The sequence below is a fragment of the Pseudomonas sp. K8 genome, assembly GCF_014889455.1.
Lineage (GTDB): Bacteria > Pseudomonadota > Gammaproteobacteria > Pseudomonadales > Pseudomonadaceae > Aquipseudomonas > Aquipseudomonas veronii.
The window spans coordinates 17284-38774 of the sequence record NZ_VJWO01000005.1 but is presented as its reverse complement, the minus strand read 5'-3'; the positions used below and the strand labels follow the sequence as shown (position 1 = coordinate 38774).

Genomic DNA, 21491 nt, shown 5'->3' with positions numbered 1-21491 from the left:
TAGCGCAAGCATCAGCCGGTGCGGTTGGTAAAGCTGTGCAGGGCTTTCTCGATGCATTGAGCGGTTTTGCCGAAGGCCTGCACGGTGGTTTCCGAGAACGGCCCGCCGCCCTGGTCGGCGATCATCAGCATGACCACCCGGCCGTTGCAGCTCAGTGAGCGCAACAGCAGGTGTTCACCGTTGAACAGGCGACGCAGGATCGGCGGCAACAGGGCGGCAAATTGCGCGTGATTGTCGGGCGTGAGGCGCACCTGGGCGGATTTTTCCAGCATGCGTTGCAACAGCGTGCTGTTGACCACGTCCAGGCTCAAGTTCGCGGCGTCCTTCGGCAGGCCGGCGGCCTGGTGGACGCGCAGGGTGCTCAGGGCGCGATCGGCCATGAACAGCAAGACGCGCTGCATGCCGCTGGCCTCCAGGGCTTCCTTGGCGCAGGTGGTCAGGTGCATGGCGTTGGCGAAGCGGCTTGGCTCCACCAGCAGTTCGGTGCAACGGCTGCGCCAGACGGCCAGGGCCTCGGCGGTCGGCGGCGGTGCGGGCAGCAGGCCGTGATGGATTTTCTGTACATTCCACGGCCAGATCAGCGACAGCGCCGGGTGCCAGAGGTCGGGCATCAGGGTTGCGCGAGCGCTGATCACCGCTTGCTGGTGAACCTGTTGCTGCACCTCGCTCAACGGCTGTTGCAGGTACAGCGCGGTCAGGTATTGCCAGCGCTCGGTATGTGGGCAGGTCCAGGATTCCTGGGCCGACATCGCCAGGCCGTTGGCCAGCAACACCGTATTGGCCGGCTGGTTCAGCCAGCGCCGCAAACTGGGTTCGGCATCCAGCAGTTGTTGCTGGCGCAGTGGGTCGTCTTCCCGGGCGATGCGCAATGCCTTGACCAGCAAGCGTTGCTCGGTCAGCAGCAGGTGATAGCCCTGGGATACCCAGATCGGCAGGTGCCAGGTTTCGGTCAGGCCAAGGCACAGGTCGAGCAGGCGCACGCCGAACAATTCCTGTTCGACCTGACGCGCCGATTGGCCTTTGTGGATTACCCGCAGTTCCCATTCGTCCAGGAGCTTGGGGTAGGCCACCGCCATCGGCCACAACGGCGCCAGGAACAGCAGGCTGCCCCAATGAATGTCTTGCCACAACCGCGCCAGGCGGCTGGCGAACAAGCCGCTGGCTTGCTGCGACGCGTGGCGGCTGACCAGCACCAGTTGGCGAAAGGCGACGGGGATTTCATTCATCGGCACCGACGGCAGCCGTTCCAGCAGGTCCTCGGCGCGTTTGAGGCCGAGACGGTTAAGCGCCACCTCAAGGTTTTCTGCCGGTTCCGCCATGCTGCCATGGGTGTGGCTGTTGGCCTCGCGCATTACGCTGAGTACCAGCGACGGGCTGTTCTGCATCAGCTCGGCAATATCTCGCAAAGAACTGCGGCTATCGCGGATGGCTTTGCACACGCGCTCGTGGCTGGCCTGGGGAACGGGCAACCGGACTTCGTCCAGGCACTTGATCCAAGCGGCGAGAGAGATGGGTCTTACAGATGGGGCTGTCTTTTCATTGGCCATGATTGGGGCGCGATCATCACTTACTTCAACACGCCCTGAACGGGCCGAACTGGCTTTTCGCCTTGACGGCCTATAGTCTGGCGCAGTTTTGCCGATAAGTAGAACAAGAGTTTTTCAGTTACCCCAAATATGTCCATGAACCCGACGGCGCAAGTACAAAACCCCTATGGCTAAAATAATCGGCATCATCGTCGTCTTTGCAAGTGTGCTCGGTGGCTATGTCCTGTCTCACGGCAAGATTGCAGCGTTGATCCAGCCCTTCGAAGTGATGATTATTGGCGGCGCGGCATTCGGCGCATTCTTGCAGGCCAACCCCGGCTACATGACCATGCACGTGATCAAGAAGTCGCTGGGCATGTTCAGCTCGCGCTTCTCCCACACCTTCTACATGGAAGTGCTGGGCCTGGTTTATGAGATCCTCAACAAGAGTCGCCGTGAAGGCATGATGGCCATCGAAGCGGACATCGAAGACGCTGCAGCGAGCCCGATTTTCGCCAAGTACCCGGCAGTGCTCAAAGACGAGCGCATGACCGCCTACATCTGCGATTACCTGCGCATCATGTCCTCCGGCAACATGGCTCCCCACGAGCTGGAAGGCCTGTTCGACATGGAACTGTTCAGCCTCAAGGAAGAGCTGGAGCACCCGTCCCACGCCGTCACCGGTATTGCCGACGGCATGCCCGGCTTCGGTATCGTTGCGGCGGTACTCGGTATCGTGGTGACCATGGCCTCCCTCGGCGAGGGCGACCAGGCGGCCATCGGCATGCACGTAGGTGCGGCGCTGGTGGGTACGTTCTTCGGTATTCTCGCGGCCTACGGTTTCTTCGGTCCGCTCGCCACCTCCCTGGCCCACGATGCCAAGGAAGAAGTCAATCTGTATGAAGCGATCAAGGCCAGCCTGGTGGCTTCGGCCTCCGGCATGCCGCCTTCGCTGGCGGTGGAATTCGGTCGCAAGGTGCTGTACCCGAAACATCGCCCGAGCTTTGCCGAGTTGGAACAAGCGGTTCGCGGTCGCTAAGCCATGGAAAACAACCAGCCGATAATCATCAAGCGCGTCAAGCGCTTCGCTGCGGGGCACCATGGTGGCGCCTGGAAAATCGCCTTCGCCGACTTTGCAACGGCGATGATGGCGTTCTTCCTGGTGCTGTGGCTGATGTCCACCGCGACCCCCGAGCAGAAGATCGCCATCGCCGGTTACTTCAAAGACCCGATCGGCTTCTCGGAAAGCGGTACGCCCTTCGTGATCGACCTGGGCGGTTCGCCGCAGTTGGCGCCGGAGCGCACCATCAACCCTGAGGTCAAGACCGAGGCGCCGCAGGAAAAAATTCCGATCGAGCGCGACACCGTCGAGAGCCTGGCCGAACAGGTCGAGCAGGAACGCCTCGAATTGTTGCTGAAGGAATTGCAGACCAAGGTCGAAGAAAACCCGCAGTTGCTGAAATTCAAGGATCAGATTTCCTTCGAAATCACGCCGGATGGCTTGCGCATCCAGATCACCGACGCCGCCAACCGGCCGATGTTCGACTCTGGCAGTGCGCGGTTGAAGCCGTACTTTGAAGACATCCTGCTGGCCATGGCCGACACCATCAAGGCGGTGCCGAACAAGATCAGCATCAGCGGTCACACCGATGCCAAGCCGTATTCGGGGCAGGGCGACTTCGGCAACTGGGAGCTTTCGGCCAACCGCGCCAACGCCGCCCGACGTGCGCTGGTGGCCGGCAGCTACCCGGACTCGCAGGTGGCGCGGGTGGTGGGTTTCGCTTCGTCGCAGCTGTTTGATTCGAAGGACCCATTCAACCCGATCAACCGTCGGATCGATATCGTTGTGCTGACCAAAAAGGCCCAGCGCGCGATTGAAGGTGATCAGCCGCCACCGCCACCGCCCCCAGATACGGGCACGCAGGGCGCAGCACCGGCCGACCCGAACGCGATCCCGCCGGGGCAGGAACCGTTGCCGGCGCATGAGCTGCGGCAGAAGCTGAACCTGTTCGAGGGCGGCGGGATGAAAGACCCTACGGTGCCGGGTACGGGATCGTAAGCTGTATACGACAAGGCCGCGATAAACGCGGCCTTGTCGTATGTGCTGTTTAGTAACTGCTCTCGGGCAAACTCGCAATAATCGACCGATAGCTGTTCATCCGTTGCTGCTGCACGCGGCCATCTTCCAACGCCTTGAGCAGGGCACAACCGGGTTCGCGGTCGTGTTTGCAGTCGCGGAAGCGGCAGGTGCCGATCAGGTCGTTGAACTCGATGAAACCGGCTTCCACGTCGCTGCGGCTGACATGGCCGAGGCCGAATTCACGAATGCCCGGGGAGTCGATCAGCTCACCGCCGCCGGGGAAGTGGAACAACCGCGCGGTGGTGGTGGTGTGGGTGCCCTGGCCGGACAGCTCCGACAGCGGGCCGACACGGGTGTCGACTTCCGGCAGCAGGCTGTTGACCAGCGAGGACTTGCCCACGCCAGACTGGCCGACGAACACGCTGATGCGCCCGTCCAACTGGTGTTGCAGCTGTTCCATGCCATTGCCGTGATGGGCCGACACTTCCAGCACCGGGTAACCCAGGGTGCGGTAGACCGCCAGCAACGCGTTGAGCGCCGGGGCGTTCTGTTCGTCGATCAGGTCGAACTTGTTCAGCAACAACAGCGGGCGAATGCCGGCATGCTCGGCGGCGACCAGGTAACGGTCGATCAGGTTGGCATGAGGCTCGGGCAGCGGTGCGAAGACGATGACGATCATGTCGACGTTGGCCGCCACCGGCTTCAACTGGCCGCGGCTGTCGGGACGGCGCAGTTCGGTGGTGCGGGGCAGTTGCGCGACGATCACGCCGATGCCTTGGTTGCCGGCACGCCACACCACTCGGTCGCCGGTCACCAGCGCCGGCAGGTTGGCGCGCAGGTGGCAGCGGAAGACCTGGCCGGCGAGTTCGCCTTCGAGCGCCTCGACCTCGACCTGCACACCAAAGTGCGCGATCACCAGGCCCGTTTGTTCGGGGCCCAGGTCGCCGCCCTCGAGCGCTTCCACGGCGGAGGATTCACGTTTGGCGGCGCGTGCGGCGCGTTCGCCCTGAATCTTTTCGATGCGCCAGTTTTGGCGACGGTTGAGCTGGCGTTTGGCCATTGGTGTTCCGTGTCGATAATGCAAAGGTTGGGTGAAACGGTCGCGAGTCTAGCACGGCCCCGCCTGCTAAACTGCGCAGCTACGCCAAGGTGCCAAGAGAATCAAGCCATGCAAAACCCACAGAATCTGATTTGGATCGATCTGGAAATGACCGGTCTGAACCCCGACACCGACGTCATCATCGAGATGGCGACCATTGTCACCGACAGCAACCTCAACACCTTGGCCGAAGGTCCGGTGATCGCCATCCACCATAGCGACGCCGTCCTCGCCACCATGGACGAGTGGAACACCCGCACCCACGGCAACTCCGGCCTGACCCAGCGCGTGCGCGACAGCCGTGTCAGCATGGCCGAAGCCGAAGCCGAAACCATCGCCTTCCTGGAAAAGTGGGTGCCCAAGGGCAAGTCGCCGATCTGCGGTAACAGCATCTGCCAGGACCGCCGCTTTCTTTATAACCATATGAAGGCGCTGGAAAGCTACTTCCACTACCGCAACCTGGATGTGTCCACGCTCAAGGAGCTGGCCGCGCGCTGGGCGCCGGAAGTCAAAGACAGCTTCCATAAAGGCAGCACTCATTTGGCGCTGGATGACATTCGTGAGTCGATCGCCGAGTTGCAGCACTACCGCAAGCACTTCATCAAGGCCTGATGCTTGGGGGCGCCTCGGTCTTTCGCCAAGCGCCCTCTTTTGGTGCCGTCAGCAAATGATTAGACTGCGCGCCTCTTTGTAAGGATCGCCATCATGCTGCTGATGCTCTACCTCGTCGCCATCACCGCCGAAGCTATGACTGGCGCCTTGTCTGCCGGTCGGCGCGGCATGGATTGGTTTGGCGTGGTGCTGATCGCCTGCGTGACGGCGTTGGGTGGCGGTTCGGTGCGCGATGTGCTGCTCGGGCATTACCCGCTGACCTGGGTCAAACACCCGGAATACCTGGTGCTGACCTCCGTCGCCGCGCTGGTGACGATCTTTATCGCGCCGCTGATGCGCCGCCTGCGCTCGCTGTTTCTGGCGCTGGATGCCGTGGGGTTGGTCGCCTTTACCTTGATCGGCTGCATGACCGCCCTGGAAATGGGCCACGGTATGTTGGTGGCGTCGGTCAGCGGCGTGATCACCGGGGTGTTCGGTGGGATCCTGCGGGATATTTTCTGCAACGACATCCCGCTGATCTTTCGCCGTGAGCTGTACGCCAGCGTGTCATTCCTCGCCGCTTGGTTCTACTTGCTGTGCCTTTACCTGCAATTGCCGGGCGAGCAGGCGATTATGCTCACCCTGTTCAGCGGCTTTCTCCTGCGCCTGCTGGCGATCCGTTTTCACTGGGAAATGCCCAAGTTCATCTACAACGACGACGTTCACTGACGCTCGGCATGCTGCTTCAGCGCCCATTCCACATGTTCGCGTACCAGCTCCGACGGGTAGTCCCGGCGCGCCTTCAAGGCTTCCAGCACCGGAATGCTCGGTGGCGCATTGCCCAAGCCTACCGCCAGGTTGCGCAGCCAGCGCTCGTAACCCGCACGGCGTAGGGGCGAGCCTTCGGTGCTGCTGAGGAATTTTTCCTCGTCCCACATGAACAGTTCGGCCAGTTGTGCGTTATCCAGGTTGTGCCGTGGCTTGAAATCGCTTTCTGCGGTGGTGCGGGCGAAACGATTCCATGGACAAACGATCTGACAGTCATCGCAACCGAAAACCCGGTTGCCGATCAGCGGGCGCAAGTCTTCGGGGATCGCGCTCTTGAGTTCGATGGTCAGATAGGAAATGCAGCGCCGCGCGTCCAGCACGTAGGGCCCGACGAACGCGTTGGTCGGGCAGATATCCAGACAGGCGGTACAGCGGCCGCAGTGCTCGGTGGCGTGGGGCGGATCGACCGGCAGCGGCAAGTCGACAAACAACTCGCTGAGGAAGAAGTAGCTGCCGGCCTTGCGATTGAGGACCAGGGTGTTTTTGCCGATCCAGCCCAGCCCGGCTTTCTCGGCGATGGCTTTCTCCAGCACCGGCGCGCTGTCGACAAAGGCGCGAAAGCCGAAGGGGCCGATTTGTGCCTGGATGCGTTCGGCCAGTTGCTGCACGCGCTTGCGGATCAGTTTGTGGTAATCGCGGCCCAGGGCGTAACGGGAGATGTAGGCTTTTTCCGGTTGGGCCAGCCGTTGCGCCATGTGCGTGTCGCCGGGCAGGTAATCCATGCGCAGTGAGACTACGCGCAAGGTGCCCGGCACCAATTCATCGGGGTGCGAGCGTTTGCTGCCGTGGGCGCCCATGTATTCCATCTCGCCGTGGTAGCCCGCGTCGAGCCAGCGTTGCAGGTGCTGTTCATGCTCGGCCAGGTCCAGGCCGCTGATGCCGACTTGTTGAAAGCCCAGCTCGCGGCCCCAGTCTTTGATCGATTGGGCGAGCGCGGGCAGATCGGAAGTAATAGCAGGCATGAGACACGGGAAACCACAGGTTAGATGAGTATAATTCTGCCAGACATCGGAGCTTGAAGACGCATGCCGCAGACAAAACACGCAATAACCGACGTTCAGCCCCTGTTGCCCGGCAATTTGCCGCAACTGGCTGCGCGTTCCCCGGACGCCCATAAAGGCCGCTTCGGTCACCTGCTGGTCATCGGCGGCGACCGAGGCTTTGGCGGCGCTGCGTTGCTCAGTGCCGAAAGTGCGCTGCGCAGCGGGGCGGGCATGGTGTCCCTGGCGACTCGCCTTGAACATGTGCCCGCCGCGCTGGCGCGCGTGCCGGAAGTCATGAGCGTCGGCGTGAGTTCGGCCAACCAATTGATGGGTTTGCTCGAAAAGATCTCGGTTATCGTCATTGGCCCGGGCCTGGGCCATGCCGCCTGGGGCAAGAGCCTGCTGTCCGTCGCCGCCAACGCCAAGCAGCCGCAAGTCTGGGACGCCGATGCCTTGAACCAGCTGGCGACCGGCAGCGTCAGCCTTCCCGCCAACTGCGTGATCACCCCGCATCCGGGCGAAGCGGCACGCTTGATGGGTATTTCGACAGCTGAGGTTCAGGCGGATCGTCTTAAGGTGGCGCGCGCGTTGAGCCAGAAATTCAAGGCAGTGGCTATTCTCAAGGGGGCGGGCAGTCTGATCGCCAGCCCGGACGGTCGCGTCGCGCGATGTGACCAAGGCCATCCGGCCATGGCGACCGCGGGGCTCGGCGACGTATTGGCCGGCCTGGTGGGCGCGTTACTGGCACAGGGCATGCCCGCTTATGAAGCCGGCTGCCTGGCCGTGTGGCTGCACGCCACGGCGGGAGCCCGGCAGGGCACCTTTGGCCGCGGCCTGGCGGCCAGTGATCTGATACCTGCCATTCGTCAATTGCTCGAGGAACAGTCGCCGTGCCTGAAGTAAACCTTTTCCTGGCGGATGAAGCGGCAATGGTCGCCTTCGGTCATCGGATTGCCCAGGTGACAGGCGGCGCGGGGCTGATCTTTCTCGAGGGCGACCTGGGGGCGGGCAAGACCACGCTGTCGCGGGGCATCATTCGCGGGTTGGGCCATGCTGGGGCGGTGAAAAGTCCGACCTTTACGCTGGTCGAGCCTTATGAGATCGGGGCGACAAGGGCCTTCCACTTTGATCTCTATCGTCTGGTGGACCCCGAAGAGCTGGAGTACATGGGGATTCGGGATTATTTCGAGGATGACGCGCTGTGCCTGATCGAGTGGCCAGATAAAGGCACAGGCTTTTTGCCAAAGCCGGACCTGACCATTACCATTACGCCGCATGAGCACGGACGTCGGCTGAAGTTGTTGCCCCAGGGTGCGCGCGGTGAGTCGTGGTGCGCTGCTCTGGCATTGGAATTCAAATAATTGGTGGGGTTAGGTATGCGCTTTCGCGCGTTGGTTGCTGTCGTAGGGGTGTTGCTTGCGGCAATGACTGTCAATGCTCTGGCTGCTTCACAGGTGAAGAGTGTTCGCCTGTGGCGAGCGCCGGATAACACGCGACTGGTGTTCGACCTGTCTGGCCCGGTCCAGCACAGCGTCTTTACCCTGACGGCGCCTGATCGCCTGGTGATCGACATCAACGGTGCGACCCTGGCCGCGCCGCTGAAAATCTCCACTGCCAACACGCCGATTACCAGCATGCGTTCGGCCCAGCGCACGCCGAGCGATCTGCGCGTGGTCATCGACCTGAAAAAGGCCGTGACCCCGAAAAGTTTCTCCCTGGCGCCCAACGCCCAATACGGCAACCGCCTGGTAGTCGACCTGTTCGACAACGCCGCCGATGCCGCACCGCCGCCCGCGCCGACGCCGAGCGTGGCGACCGTACCGGCCGTGCCGGTCAACCCGTCGCAACCGCAGGTCAAGTTGCCACCGCCGCCGCCGGCGCCAGCGGGTAAACGCGACATCATCGTGGTGATCGACGCCGGTCACGGTGGTGAAGACCCGGGCGCTTCGGGCTCGCGTGGCCAGCATGAAAAAGACGTGGTGTTGGCCATCGCCCGTGAATTGCAGCGCCAGGTCAACGGCATGAAAGGTTATCGCGCCGAGCTGACCCGTACCGGCGACTACTTCATCCCGCTGCGCGGTCGCACCGAAATTGCGCGCAAGAAGGGTGCCGACCTGTTCGTCTCGATCCATGCCGACGCCGCGCCGTCGGCTGCCGCCTTCGGCGCCTCGGTGTTTGCCCTGTCGGATCGCGGCGCCACGTCCGAGACGGCCCGCTGGCTGGCTGACAGTGAAAACCGTTCCGACTTGATTGGCGGGGCCGGCAACGTGTCCCTCGACGACAAGGACAAGATGCTCGCCGGTGTACTGCTCGACCTGTCGATGACCGCCTCGCTGACCTCCAGCTTGAACGTCGGGCAGAAAGTCCTGAGCAACATCGGTCGCGTGACATCGCTGCACAAACAGCGCGTGGAGCAGGCCGGGTTCATGGTGTTGAAATCGCCGGACATCCCGTCGATCCTGGTGGAAACCGGGTTCATTTCCAACGCCAACGAAGCCTCGAAACTGGCCAGCGCCAGCCATCAGCAGGCATTGGCACGTTCCATCAGCTCCGGCGTGCGCCAGTTCTTCCAGCAGAACCCGCCACCGGGCTCGTATGTCGCCTGGCTGCGCGACTCCGGGAAAATCGCCCAGGGCCCACGTGACCATCGTGTACAGCCTGGCGATACCCTCGCCATGTTGGCGGTGCGCTTCCAAGTGTCGTCTGCGACGTTGCGCAGCGCCAACCACCTGAAAACCGATGAGCTGAAAGTCGGCCAGGTGTTGACCATCCCCGGCACTGAATTGGCGGCACAGTAATGAGCGAATCGATCCTCAACAGCGGCTCGCGCATCGAACTGCTCAGCCCGCGCCTTGCCAACCAGATTGCGGCGGGCGAGGTGGTCGAGCGGCCGGCGTCGGTGATCAAGGAGTTGCTGGAAAACAGCATCGACTCCGGCGCCAAGCGCATCGATGTCGATGTGGAGCAAGGCGGCGTCAAGCTGCTGCGGGTGCGTGACGACGGCAGCGGCATCTCCTCCGATGACCTGCCGCTGGCCCTGGCGCGGCACGCCACCAGCAAGATTCGCGACCTGGAAGACCTGGAGCGGGTGATGAGCCTGGGCTTTCGCGGTGAGGCCCTGGCCTCGATCAGTTCCGTGGCGCGCCTGACCCTGACCTCCCGCACGCGCAGCGCCGACCAGGCCTGGCAAGTGGAAACCGAAGGCCGCGACATGGCGCCTCGGGTCCAGCCGGCTGCGCATCCGGTGGGCACTTCGGTGGAAGTGCGTGACCTGTTCTTCAACACCCCGGCGCGGCGCAAATTCCTCAAGGCCGAGAAAACCGAATTCGATCACCTGCAGGAAGTCATCAAGCGCCTGGCCCTGGCGCGCTTCGACGTGGCATTCCACCTGCGTCACAACGGCAAGACCATCCTCAGCCTGCACGAAGCCAACGACGACGCCGCGCGCGCTCGGCGGGTGGCGGCGGTGTGCGGCGCGGGGTTCCTGGAGCAGGCGCTGCCGATTGAAATCGAACGCAATGGCCTGCGCCTGTGGGGTTGGGTGGGGTTGCCGACGTTCTCTCGCAGCCAGGCGGACTTGCAGTATTTCTTTGTGAATGGCCGGGCGGTGCGCGACAAGCTGGTGGCCCACGCGGTGCGCCAGGCGTATCGCGACGTGCTGTTCAATGGGCGGCACCCGACGTTTGTGCTGTTTTTCGAGGTCGACCCATCGGTGGTCGACGTCAACGTACACCCGACCAAGCATGAAGTGCGCTTCCGTGACGGGCGCATGGTGCATGACTTTCTCTACGGCACCTTGCACCGCGCGCTGGGCGATGTGCGCCCGGATGACCAACTGTCCGCGCCGATCGTGACGGCGGTGGTTCGTCCGAGCGGCCCGCAAGCCGGCGAGTTCGGCCCGCAGGGCGAAATGAGCCTGGCGGGCAACCTGCTGCAGTCGCCGCAACCCCAGCCGAGCTACACGGCGCCGGGTTCGGGTTCGGGGGCGGGCTATCAGTATCAATACACCCCGCGTCCGCAATCGGCGGTGCCGGCGGCCGAGGCCCAGGCGGCCTATCGTGAATTCTTTGCGCCGCTGCCGGGCGCCGAGCCGAGCGCGGTCGCGTTGCCCGAAGGTGGCGGGGATATTCCGCCACTGGGCTATGCATTGGCGCAGCTCAAGGGCATCTACATCCTTGCGGAAAACGCCCATGGCCTGGTGCTGGTGGACATGCACGCGGCCCACGAACGGATCATGTACGAGCGCCTGAAAATCGCCATGGCCAGCGAAGGCCTGAGCGGCCAGCCGCTGTTGGTGCCGGAATCCCTGGCGGTCAGCCAGCGCGAAGCCGATTGTGCCGAAGAGCACGCCAGCGTGTTCCAGAAACTCGGTTTTGAACTGCAACGCCTGGGCCCGGAAACGCTGGCGATCCGCCAGATTCCCGCGCTGCTCAAGCAAGCCGAGGCCAACCGGTTGGTGGCCGACGTCTTGGCGGACCTGATGGAGTACGGCACCAGTGACCGTATCCAGGCGCACATCAACGAGCTGCTCGGCACCATGGCCTGCCACGGCGCGATCCGCGCCAATCGCCGCCTGGCTTTGCCGGAAATGAACGGCCTGCTGCGCGACATGGAAAACACCGAGCGCAGCGGACAATGCAACCATGGCCGACCGACCTGGACCCAAATGGGCCTGGACGATCTGGACAAACTGTTCTTGCGCGGCCGCTGATGAGTGCCTTGCCCCCCGCGATCTTCCTGATGGGCCCCACGGCCGCCGGCAAGACCGACCTGGCTATCGAGCTGAGCAAAGTGCTGCCCTGCGAGCTGATCAGCGTCGACTCGGCCCTGGTTTATCGCGGCATGGACATCGGCACGGCCAAGCCTTCGAAGGAGTTGCTGGCGCAGTATCCGCACCGCTTGATCGACATCATCGACCCTGCGATGAGCTATTCGGCGGCGGATTTCCGCAGCGATGCCCTGGCGGCCATGGCCGATATCACTGCGCGCGGCAACATCCCGCTGCTGGTGGGCGGCACGATGCTCTACTACAAGGCTTTGCAGGAAGGCCTGGCGGATATGCCGCCGGCCGACGCCCAGGTGCGCGCCGAGCTCGAAGAAGAAGCGGCGCGCCTGGGCTGGCAAGCCCTGCACGAGCAACTGGCGGCGGTCGATCCGGTGTCCGCCGCGCGCATCCACCCCAACGATCCGCAGCGCCTCAGTCGAGCTCTGGAAGTCTGGCGGGTAAGTGGTCAGACCATGACCGAGCATCGGCAGCGACAATCTGCGCAAAGTGCTGACGCAGGCGCATCGGGGCGCTCACAATTGCCCTATACTGTGGCGAATCTGGCGATTGCTCCGGCAAATCGCCAGGTGCTGCATGAACGAATTGCACAAAGATTCACAATTATGTTGGAACAGGGGTTCGTGGAGGAGGTCGTAGCACTGCGTTCAAGAGGTGACCTGCATCCGGGGTTGCCTTCGATACGTGCTGTAGGCTATCGCCAAGTCTGGGATCATCTGGATGGCAAGCTGACGTCAGCCGAAATGCAGGAGCGCGGCATCATTGCCACGCGCCAATTGGCGAAGCGCCAGTTCACCTGGCTGCGCAGCTGGAGCGATTTGCACTGGCTGGACAGCCTGGACAGCGACAATCTGTCACGCGCCTTGAAATACTTGGGAACGGTCTCCATATTGAGCTGAGTCCTTGCAATTGCCGTCTATCCTTGGGGGTGTGACGGCCATAAGCTATTTATTTTCCGATTTTTTATTATTGATCCTTAAAGGAGTGCGGCACATGTCAAAAGGGCATTCGCTACAAGACCCTTACTTGAATACTTTACGTAAAGAGAAAGTGGGGGTTTCCATCTACCTGGTCAACGGTATCAAGCTGCAAGGTACGATCGAATCGTTCGACCAGTTCGTTATCCTGCTGAAAAACACCGTCAGCCAAATGGTTTACAAGCACGCTATCTCGACAGTCGTTCCCGTCCGTCCAATCCGTCTGCCTAGCGCGACTGATGGCGAACAGGGTGACGCTGAGCCAGGTAACGCCTGATAGGAGTCTCCTTTGTTCTTTGAGCGCCACGGTGGTGGTGAGCGAGTGATCCTCGTTCACTTGGATGGACAGGACCCTGAGGCGCGCGAAGATCCGCAGGAGTTTCAGGAGTTGGCTAATTCGGCCGGCGCCGAGACCGTTGCGTTTTTTAACGTGCCGCGTCATCGGCCAACCGCCAAATACCTGATTGGCAGCGGCAAGGTCGAGGAACTGCGCGACCTGGTCCATGCCGAACAGGCCGATCTGGTGATCTTCAATCACATCCTCACGCCCAGTCAGGAACGTAACCTCGAACGTGTTTTCGAGTGTCGCGTGATCGACCGTACCGGCCTGATTCTCGATATTTTCGCCCAACGCGCGCGTACCCATGAGGGCAAGCTCCAGGTTGAACTGGCCCAGCTTGACCACATGAGCACCCGGCTGGTGCGCGGCTGGACTCACCTTGAGCGTCAGGGTGGCGGTATCGGCATGCGTGGCCCGGGCGAGACCCAGCTGGAAACCGACCGGCGACTGTTGCGGGTTCGCCTGCGTCAGATCAAGGGCCGGCTGGAAAAAGTCCGCAGCCAGCGCGAACAATCGCGACGTGGCCGCAGCCGTGCGGATATCCCGACCGTTTCCCTGGTGGGTTACACCAACGCCGGCAAGTCCACGCTGTTCAACAACTTGACCAAGTCGGACGTGTACGCGGCCGACCAACTGTTCGCGACCCTCGACCCGACCCTGCGCCGCCTGGAACTGGCCGACCTGGGGCCGATCGTGCTGGCCGACACCGTGGGCTTCATTCGGCACTTGCCGCACAAGCTGGTCGAGGCGTTTCGGTCTACGCTCGAAGAGTCGAGCAACTCCGACCTGCTGTTGCACGTGATTGATGCGGCCGAGCCGGATCGCATGTTGCAGATTGAACAGGTGATGGTGGTGCTGGGCGAGATTGGTGCCCAGGACTTGCCCATCCTCGAGGTCTATAACAAACTCGATTTGCTTGAAGGCGTTGAGCCACAAATTCAGCGCGACGAGGACGGCAAGCCCCAGCGGGTCTGGCTGTCGGCGCGTGATGGCCGGGGCCTGGACTTGCTCGAGCAAGCGATTGCCGAGTTGCTCGGCAACGATTTGTTCGTCGGCACCTTGCGCTTGCCTCAGCGTTTTGCTCGACTGCGTGCACAGTTTTTCGAGCTGGGCGCGGTACAGAAAGAAGAACACGATGAAGATGGCGTCAGCTTGCTGGCCGTTCGATTGCCGCGCTCGGAGCTGAATCGGCTGGTCAGTCGCGAAGGCGTTGTACCGACAGAGTTCATCGAGCAACACACTTTGCAATAAAAGCCTGAGAAAGCGGTTGTGCCGCAGTAGCAGGCATTCTGTAGCATTGGTCGGCGCGCCGTGGGTGCGTCTTTGCTTTATCAGATGGAGAGCGCTATGGCTTGGAATGAGCCGGGTGGCAACTCGAATAATCAGGATCCTTGGGGTGGTAAGCGCCGCAATAATGGCGACCGCAAGGGGCCGCCGGATCTCGACGAGGCCTTCCGAAAGCTGCAGGAAAGCCTGAATGGGTTGTTCGGTGGTGGAAAAAAACGCGGTGGTGACGATGGCGGTCGCACAAGCAAGGGCGGCGGCTATGGCCTGCTGGGCCTTGGGCTTGTCGTGCTCGCGGCCGTGTGGCTGTACAGCGCGGTCTACGTGGTGGACGAGCAGGAGCAAGCCGTGGTGCTGCGCTTCGGCAAGTACTACGAGACTGTCGGCCCGGGCCTGAACATCTACTTCCCGCCGATCGACAAGAAGTACATGGAGAACGTCACGCGTGAGCGTGCCTACACCAAGCAGGGCCAGATGCTGACCGAAGACGAGAACATCGTCGAAGTGCCGCTGACCGTGCAGTACAAGATCAGCAACCTGCAGGACTTCGTGCTGAACGTCGATCAACCTGAGATCAGTCTGCAACAGGCGACTGAGAGCGCCCTGCGCCACGTGGTGGGTTCCACCGCGATGGATCAGGTGCTCACCGAGGGTCGTGAATTGATGGCCAGCGAGATCAAGGAGCGCCTGCAACGGTTCCTCGACACCTATCGCACTGGTATCACCGTCACCCAGGTCAACATACAGAGCGCAGCGGCACCGCGTGAAGTGCAGGAAGCCTTCGATGACGTGATCCGCGCCCGTGAAGACGAGCAGCGTTCGCGCAACCAGGCTGAAACCTACGCCAACGGCGTCGTGCCGGAAGCCCGTGGTCAGGCCCAGCGCATCCTTGAAGATGCCAACGGTTACCGCGATGAAGTGGTCTCCCGCGCCAAGGGTGAGGCGGATCGCTTTACCAAGCTGGTCGCCGAGTACCGCAAGGCACCGGAAGTCACGCGTGAGCGTCTGTACCTGGACACCATGCAGGAAGTCTTCAGCAATACCAGCAAGGTTCTCGTGACCGGCGGCAAGGGTGGGCAGAACAACCTGCTGTACCTGCCGTTGGACAAGATGATCGAAGGTGGACGTAGTGGCGCCAGCGCACCGGCCACCGGTTCGAATGCGGCTGCCAACGAAGCGAGCGCCCGTGCGGCCGCTGACTTGCTGCAACAGCAAACACGTACCAGGGAGAGTCGTTGATGAGCAATAAATCGCTGACCGCCCTGATTGTGGGCGTCGTCGTGGTCATCGCTGCCTGGAACTGCTTCTACATCGTCGCTCAGACCGAGCGTGCGGTGCTGCTGCAATTCGGTCGCGTGGTCCAGGCAGACGTCCAGCCGGGCCTGCATGTGAAAGTCCCCTACGTCAACCAGGTGCGCAAGTTCGACGCGCGCCTGATGACCCTGGATGCACCGACACAGCGTTTCCTGACCCTGGAAAAGAAAGCCGTGATGGTTGACGCCTACGCTAAGTGGCGCGTCAAGGATGCCGAGCGCTTCTACACCGCGACCTCCGGCCTCAAGCAGATTGCCGACGAGCGTTTGTCGCGTCGTCTGGAATCGGGCCTGCGTGACCAGTTCGGTAAACGCACCCTGCACGAGGTGGTGTCCGGTGAACGTGATGCGCTGATGGCGGATATCACCCGTTCGCTGAATACGATGGCTGAAAAAGAGCTGGGGATCGAAGTTGTCGATGTCCGGGTCAAGGCCATCGATCTGCCGAAGGAAGTGAACCGCAGCGTGTTCGAGCGCATGAGCACCGAGCGTGAGCGTGAAGCGCGTGAGCACCGCGCCAAAGGTAACGAACTGGCCGAGGGTATCCGTGCGGATGCCGACCGTCAGCGTCGCGTACTGCTGGCCGAGGCCTATCGCGAGTCTGAAGAGGCGCGTGGTGACGGTGATGCGCAAGCCGCGTCGATCTACGCCAAAGCCTACGGCCAGGACCAGGAGTTCTACGCGTTCTACCGTAGCCTGCGTGCCTACCGTGAAAGCTTTGCGAACAAAACCGACGTCATGGTGCTGGACCCGAGCAGCGACTTCTTCCGCTACCTGGAAAAGTCCAAGTAACTCATTGTTCACTCCCGTCGGGCGGCTAAAACGCCTGGCGGGGTGATCCTTTGAGAAAACGGGTGTATGATGCGGCAGCCGGGAAATTCCCGGCTTTTTTGCGTCTGCATGTTTGATTCGGCAGGCGCGACAGATTTTTCGAGGAAAGTGCCCGACGAGGCCGTTTGCAGGCCGTTCGTCACGTCGCTCTTGCGCGTGGTTTATGCCGGGGGCAGGCATTTTCTGCTTCACTCAAGGCTCGGCCGAGGGCTGGCCGCCCGGATCATAGGGGAATGGCGTAATGGCAACGGTAGACCGCTGGCTGCTGCCAGATGGCATCGAAGAAGTACTGCCACCAGAAGCTGCGCGCATTGAAGTAGCGCGTCGCCAGGTGTTGGATCTGTTCCAGAGCTGGGGTTACGAGTTTGTCGTGACCCCGCATATCGAGTACCTGGAATCCCTGCTGACCGGCGCGGGCCAGGACCTCGATCTGCGCACGTTCAAGGTCATTGACCCGCAATCGGGCCGGCAAATGGGGTTCCGTGCCGACATCACGCCGCAAGTGGCGCGCATTGATGCACACACCCTGCGTCGCGAAGGCCCGAGCCGCCTGTGCTATGCCGGCAGTGTGCTGCATGCAAAGCCGCGGGCGTTGTCGTCGTCGCGCAGCCCGATCCAGTTGGGCGCCGAGTTGTATGGCGATGCCAGCCCGAGCAGCGACGTGGAAGTCATCAGCCTGATGCTGGCCATGCTGCAACTGGCTGACGTGCCGGATGTCCACATGGACCTGGGCCACGTCGGTATCTACCGTGGCCTGGCGCGTGCGGCCGGTTTGTCCGGTGAAGTGGAGCAACAGCTGTTCGATGCCCTGCAGCGCAAGGCAATCGATGAAGTCGTCGCCCTGACCGAAGGCGTGCCGGCCGAACTGGCTGACATGCTGCGTGCGCTGGTGAACCTGTGCGGCGGCCGCGAAGTCCTGGACGCTGCCCGTGAGCGCCTGGCCAATGCGCCGGCGCCGGTATTGGCGGCACTGGATGACGTGCTGGCGATTGCCGCGCAGTTGTCGGCGCGGTTCCCGCAACTGCCGCTGTATTTCGACCTGGGTGAGTTGCGCGGTTACCACTACCACACCGGTGTGGTGTTCGCTGTGTTTGTGCCGGGTGTTGGCCAGGCCATCGCCCAAGGCGGTCGTTATGACGATATCGGCGCCGACTTCGGTCGTGCGCGTCCGGCCACCGGCTTTTCCACCGATTTGAAAACCCTGGTGACCCTGGGGCGTGCTGAGGTCGAGCTGCCGTCTGGTGGCATCTGGATGCCCGACAGTACGGACGCAGCACTCTGGCAGCAGGTTTGTCAGTTGCGCGGTGAGGGTCAGCGTGTCGTCCAGGCGTTGCCTGGGCAGCCATTGGCCGCCGCCCGTGAAGCGGACTGCGACCGGCAATTGATTCTGCAGAACGGGCTTTGGCAAGTATCGCCACTGGCTTCTTGAGTTTTCCTGCCGGCCATCGCCGGCACCAAGTTTGCGCGAATGAGGACAAGTGTTATGGGTAAGAATGTCGTAGTCCTGGGCACCCAATGGGGTGATGAGGGCAAAGGCAAGATCGTTGATCTGCTGACCGAACATGCTGCCGCCGTAGTGCGCTACCAAGGTGGCCACAATGCTGGCCACACCCTGGTCATCGATGGCGAAAAAACCGTCTTGCACCTGATCCCGTCGGGCGTCCTGCGCGAAGGCGTGCAGTGCCTGATCGGCAACGGCGTGGTGGTTGCACCCGACGCCCTGATGCGGGAAATCACCAAGCTGGAAGAGAAAGGCGTACCGGTGCGCGAGCGCCTGCGTATCAGCCCGGCCTGCCCGCTGATCCTGTCCTTCCACGTCGCGCTGGACCAGGCTCGTGAAAAGGCCCGTGGCGAGCTGAAGATCGGTACTACCGGTCGCGGTATCGGCCCAGCCTACGAAGACAAGGTTGCGCGTCGTGGCCTGCGTGTTGGCGACCTGCTCAACATGCCGCGCTTTGAAGACAAACTGCGTGAGTTGGTGGATTACCACAACTTCATGCTGGTGGGTTACTACAAAGAGCCAGCCATCGAATTCGACAAGACCCTGGCCGAATGCAAGGAATACGCTGAGCTGCTCAAGCCGCTGATGCTGGACGTGACGGCCGAGCTGCACGACCTGCGTCGCGCTGGCAAAGACATCATGTTCGAGGGCGCCCAAGGTTCGTTGCTGGACATCGACCACGGTACCTACCCCTACGTGACCAGCTCTAACACCACCGCTGGCGGCGTCGCTACCGGTTCGGGTGTTGGCCCGATGTTCCTGGACTACATCCTCGGCATCACCAAGGCTTACACCACGCGGGTCGGTTCGGGTCCATTCCCGACTGAACTGTTCGACGAAGTGGGCGCGCACCTGGCTAAACAAGGTCACGAGTTTGGCGCGACTACCGGCCGTGCTCGTCGTTGTGGCTGGTTCGATGCCGTTATCCTGCGTCGCGCTATCGATGTGAACAGCATCTCGGGTATCTGCCTGACCAAGCTGGACGTACTCGACGGTCTGGAAACCATCAACATCTGTGTCGGCTACAAAGATGCAGAAGGTAAGGTCGTTGCCCCGACTGACGCAGACAGCTACGTGGGTCTGCAGCCAGTGTACGAAGAAGTACCGGGCTGGGTCGAATCGACCGTGGGTGCCAAGACCTTGGAAGAGCTGCCCGCCAACGCTCGTGCGTACATCAAGCGCGTTGAGGAGCTGATCGGCGCACCGATCGACATTATTTCGACGGGCCCGGACCGCAACGAGACCATCGTTCTGCGTCACCCGTTCGCTTAATAAGCTGTTGATGTAAAACGCAAAGGGCTCCTCAGGGAGCCCTTTTTCGTTTAAGTTCGCCAAACGGCACGACCCTTGCTGTATTTCCTTCTTTCGCGGTGCTATCAAATTAATGGCACCCGTGGTGGAGGGATTCCCGATGTCTGCCGTTCTCTCATTGTTACAAAGTCGTCTGTTGCGGCCGGTGTTCGTTACCCTAGGTATCGCTCTTTTGGTGCAAGTGCTGGTGGCGGTCGCTCTTACTCGGAGCACAGTCACGGCGCTGGAAGCTGATTTGGGCAATCGCCTCGGGGTCGACAGTCAGAAACTGTCCGGCGAATTGGCCCAGGCCGGCAAGGAAGTCACATCCAGCCTGGACAGCTTGTCCAGCAGTACCCGTCAGCGTCTGACCGCTGGGCTTTCTGCGCGCCTGCAGGAAGAGCAGAAGCAACTGCGTGCGACCCTGGAAAAAGACTTGCAAGACTCCGCTAACGACATGGCGCAACTGCTGGCATCCGTGGCGCCTCGCGCCATGTGGGACAACGATGTGCCGACGCTGTCGGAGTTCGCCCGCCGGGCCCAGCGCAATCCCAACGTGTTGTTCGTGGTTTACGACGACGCCGCCGGTGAGCATCTGACCCGCTATCTGAACCGGGAAAACCCGATCAACCAGGCGCTGCTGGAAAAGGGCAAGGGCGACCGCGCCCTGGATAAAGTGCTGGACGCCGCCAAGGCGGACTCTTCCGTGTACTACGTCGAAGCGTCCATCAGCCCCAACGGTGTCGAGATCGGCAAGGTTCGCATGGGGGTCTCGACCGCGTCGGTGGAAGCCAACCTGCAGGCGCTGGATAAGCGCTTTGCGACACTGATCGCCAGCGGCGATCAGTTGGTGGGCGATAGCCTCAAAGGTGCGGCGGCCGATAGCGCGGCCGCCATGGGCGCGAGGTTGCAGTCGGCGCAGGCGACCGCCACCCAGATGACCGCCAACACCACCAATGCCGTGCAGGACGCGGCGGGCACCTTGCGCTGGCGCATCGGTATGGGGCTCGCGGCGGTCGGCTTCGGTGTGCTGCTGTTGATCGCGGTGGTGCTCGGGCGGCGGGTAGTCAATCGCCTGAAACTGTTGATCGCGGCCATGGATGATCTGGCGGCGGGCGAGGGCGACCTGACCAAGCGTGTGCAGATCAACAGCAAAGATGAGATCGGCGACATGGCGTCGGCGGTCAATCGCTTTGTGGATAAGTTGCAGCCCATCGTGCGCGAGGCCGGCGATGTAGCGCAGCGTACCGGTGTGGAAATCGGCGCGATGACCTTGCGCAATGCCGGCGCCGATGCGGCTGCCGGTTTGCAGCGCGACGAAGTGGCCGAGAGCCTGCGCGCGCTGTCGCAGATGGCGGATGAGGCGCAGGCCGAAAGCCATGCGATGCAAGCCGCTCTGCAGCAGGTGGTGGATATTCGCCAGGCCACGGATGAAAACTCACGCACTTCGGCTGAAGTCGGCAGCTTGATCGAAGCGCTGGCGGGCCAGGTGCAGGCCGGTTCCAAGGTCATCGAGCGCCTCGCCGCGCAAAGCGAGCAGATCGAAGTGGTATTGACGGTGATCCATGGCATCGCCGAGCAGACCAACCTGCTGGCGCTCAACGCGGCCATCGAAGCGGCGCGTGCCGGTGAGACCGGGCGTGGCTTTGCGGTGGTGGCGGACGAGGTGCGTGCGCTGGCGAGTAAAACCCAAAGCTCCACCGGCGATATCCAGGCACATATCGTGGCGTTGCAGCAGGGCGCGCGCGAGGCCGTCGAAACCATTGGCAAGGCCGGGCGCCAGGCCAACGAAGGCTTGCTGGTGCTGCGCGACAGTGTGCGCTTGCAGCAGACGGTGCAGGCCTCGGTGGAGCAGGTGCATGCGGCGATTGGCCTGGCCACTCGTGCGGCCGAGCATCAGGCCCAGGGCGCGCATGCGGTGCGTGGGCGGGTCGAGGTGATCCATGCCCAGGCCGAGCGTGCCGCACAGGCTGTGGTGGAAACCACGGCCAGCGGCAAGGTGCTGGATGGCTTGGCGGCGCAGTTGAAGGCGAGCCTGGGGCAGTTCCGGGCTTAGTGTGGTCTG

At 62.1% G+C, this 21491-nt stretch carries 19 protein-coding genes; 16 read left to right on the top strand and 3 right to left on the bottom strand.

The features are described from left to right. Window positions 1-11 precede the first annotated feature (11 nt). Window positions 12-1547, bottom strand: a complete 1536-nt coding sequence (locus tag INT12_RS05330; protein ID WP_026140383.1) for an HDOD domain-containing protein — start codon at window positions 1545-1547, stop codon at window positions 12-14. Window positions 1548-1713: 166 nt separating this feature from the next. Between INT12_RS05330 and motA the strand changes: the two genes are divergently transcribed. Together motA and motB are read left to right on the top strand one after the other, a co-directional pair. Further along, window positions 1714-2565, top strand: a complete 852-nt coding sequence (gene motA / locus INT12_RS05325; RefSeq protein ID WP_017849767.1) for a flagellar motor stator protein MotA — start codon at window positions 1714-1716, stop codon at window positions 2563-2565. A gap of 3 nt (window positions 2566-2568) precedes the next feature. Continuing rightward, window positions 2569-3585: a flagellar motor protein MotB gene (motB, locus tag INT12_RS05320; RefSeq protein WP_046490721.1), complete on the top strand. Its 1017-nt coding sequence runs from the start codon at window positions 2569-2571 to the stop codon at window positions 3583-3585. A 49-nt stretch (window positions 3586-3634) separates the two neighbouring features. Here the strand turns inward: motB and rsgA are convergent, their stop codons facing one another. Further along, a complete protein-coding gene (gene rsgA, locus INT12_RS05315; protein WP_017849765.1) occupies window positions 3635-4666 on the bottom strand; it encodes a small ribosomal subunit biogenesis GTPase RsgA in 1032 nt (343 codons plus the stop codon). A gap of 108 nt (window positions 4667-4774) precedes the next feature. On the opposite strand from rsgA, the gene orn reads away from it, so the two are divergent. After that, window positions 4775-5317, top strand: a complete 543-nt coding sequence (gene orn / locus INT12_RS05310; RefSeq protein WP_017849764.1) for an oligoribonuclease — start codon at window positions 4775-4777, stop codon at window positions 5315-5317. 90 nt (window positions 5318-5407) lie between these two features. After that, complete coding sequence (locus INT12_RS05305) at window positions 5408-6025, top strand: trimeric intracellular cation channel family protein (RefSeq protein ID WP_169850564.1); 618 nt, start codon at window positions 5408-5410, stop codon at window positions 6023-6025. On the opposite strand, the gene queG is transcribed toward INT12_RS05305, so the two are convergent. Beyond that, a complete protein-coding gene (gene queG, locus INT12_RS05300) occupies window positions 6019-7086 on the bottom strand; it encodes a tRNA epoxyqueuosine(34) reductase QueG (RefSeq protein WP_102617177.1) in 1068 nt (355 codons plus the stop codon). The genes INT12_RS05305 and queG overlap by 7 nt on opposite strands. 63 nt (window positions 7087-7149) lie before the next feature. Here queG and INT12_RS05295 point away from each other — a divergent pair, with 63 nt between their 5' ends. The 12 genes from INT12_RS05295 (at window position 7150) to INT12_RS05240 (ending at window position 21482) form a co-directional block, all read left to right on the top strand. Beyond that, a complete protein-coding gene (locus INT12_RS05295; protein WP_193058777.1) occupies window positions 7150-8010 on the top strand; it encodes an NAD(P)H-hydrate dehydratase in 861 nt (286 codons plus the stop codon). Further along, window positions 7998-8468, top strand: a complete 471-nt coding sequence (tsaE, locus tag INT12_RS05290) for a tRNA (adenosine(37)-N6)-threonylcarbamoyltransferase complex ATPase subunit type 1 TsaE (protein WP_017849760.1) — start codon at window positions 7998-8000, stop codon at window positions 8466-8468. Before INT12_RS05295 ends, tsaE begins: the two co-directional genes overlap by 13 nt. A gap of 15 nt (window positions 8469-8483) precedes the next feature. Beyond that, complete coding sequence (locus tag INT12_RS05285) at window positions 8484-9905, top strand: N-acetylmuramoyl-L-alanine amidase (protein WP_017849759.1); 1422 nt, start codon at window positions 8484-8486, stop codon at window positions 9903-9905. Next, entirely contained in the window at window positions 9905-11818 is a 1914-nt protein-coding gene (mutL, locus tag INT12_RS05280) for a DNA mismatch repair endonuclease MutL (protein WP_017849758.1), read from the top strand. Before INT12_RS05285 ends, mutL begins: the two co-directional genes overlap by 1 nt. Beyond that, on the top strand, window positions 11818-12789 hold the full coding sequence (gene miaA / locus INT12_RS05275; RefSeq protein ID WP_017849757.1) for a tRNA (adenosine(37)-N6)-dimethylallyltransferase MiaA: 972 nt from the start codon (window positions 11818-11820) through the stop codon (window positions 12787-12789). Before mutL ends, miaA begins: the two co-directional genes overlap by 1 nt. A gap of 94 nt (window positions 12790-12883) precedes the next feature. Further along, entirely contained in the window at window positions 12884-13144 is a 261-nt protein-coding gene (gene hfq, locus INT12_RS05270) for an RNA chaperone Hfq (RefSeq protein ID WP_017849756.1), read from the top strand. A 12-nt stretch (window positions 13145-13156) separates the two neighbouring features. Beyond that, window positions 13157-14458: a ribosome rescue GTPase HflX gene (gene hflX, locus INT12_RS05265; RefSeq protein WP_046384903.1), complete on the top strand. Its 1302-nt coding sequence runs from the start codon at window positions 13157-13159 to the stop codon at window positions 14456-14458. Window positions 14459-14554: 96 nt separating this feature from the next. Then, window positions 14555-15730, top strand: a complete 1176-nt coding sequence (hflK, locus tag INT12_RS05260) for an FtsH protease activity modulator HflK (RefSeq protein WP_017849754.1) — start codon at window positions 14555-14557, stop codon at window positions 15728-15730. After that, the gene (hflC, locus tag INT12_RS05255; protein WP_017849753.1) at window positions 15730-16596 is read left to right on the top strand and encodes a protease modulator HflC; all 867 of its coding nucleotides are present in this window, start codon (window positions 15730-15732) and stop codon (window positions 16594-16596) included. The genes hflK and hflC overlap by 1 nt, the downstream gene beginning before the upstream one ends. Before the next feature lie 280 nt (window positions 16597-16876). Continuing rightward, window positions 16877-18064, top strand: a complete 1188-nt coding sequence (locus INT12_RS05250) for an ATP phosphoribosyltransferase regulatory subunit (protein ID WP_017849752.1) — start codon at window positions 16877-16879, stop codon at window positions 18062-18064. 54 nt (window positions 18065-18118) lie between these two features. Continuing rightward, the gene (locus INT12_RS05245; protein ID WP_017849751.1) at window positions 18119-19408 is read left to right on the top strand and encodes an adenylosuccinate synthase; all 1290 of its coding nucleotides are present in this window, start codon (window positions 18119-18121) and stop codon (window positions 19406-19408) included. A 139-nt stretch (window positions 19409-19547) separates the two neighbouring features. Beyond that, window positions 19548-21482 (top strand): methyl-accepting chemotaxis protein, encoded by a 1935-nt coding sequence (locus tag INT12_RS05240; RefSeq protein WP_026140382.1) that lies wholly within the window; start codon window positions 19548-19550, stop codon window positions 21480-21482. Window positions 21483-21491 lie beyond the last annotated feature (9 nt).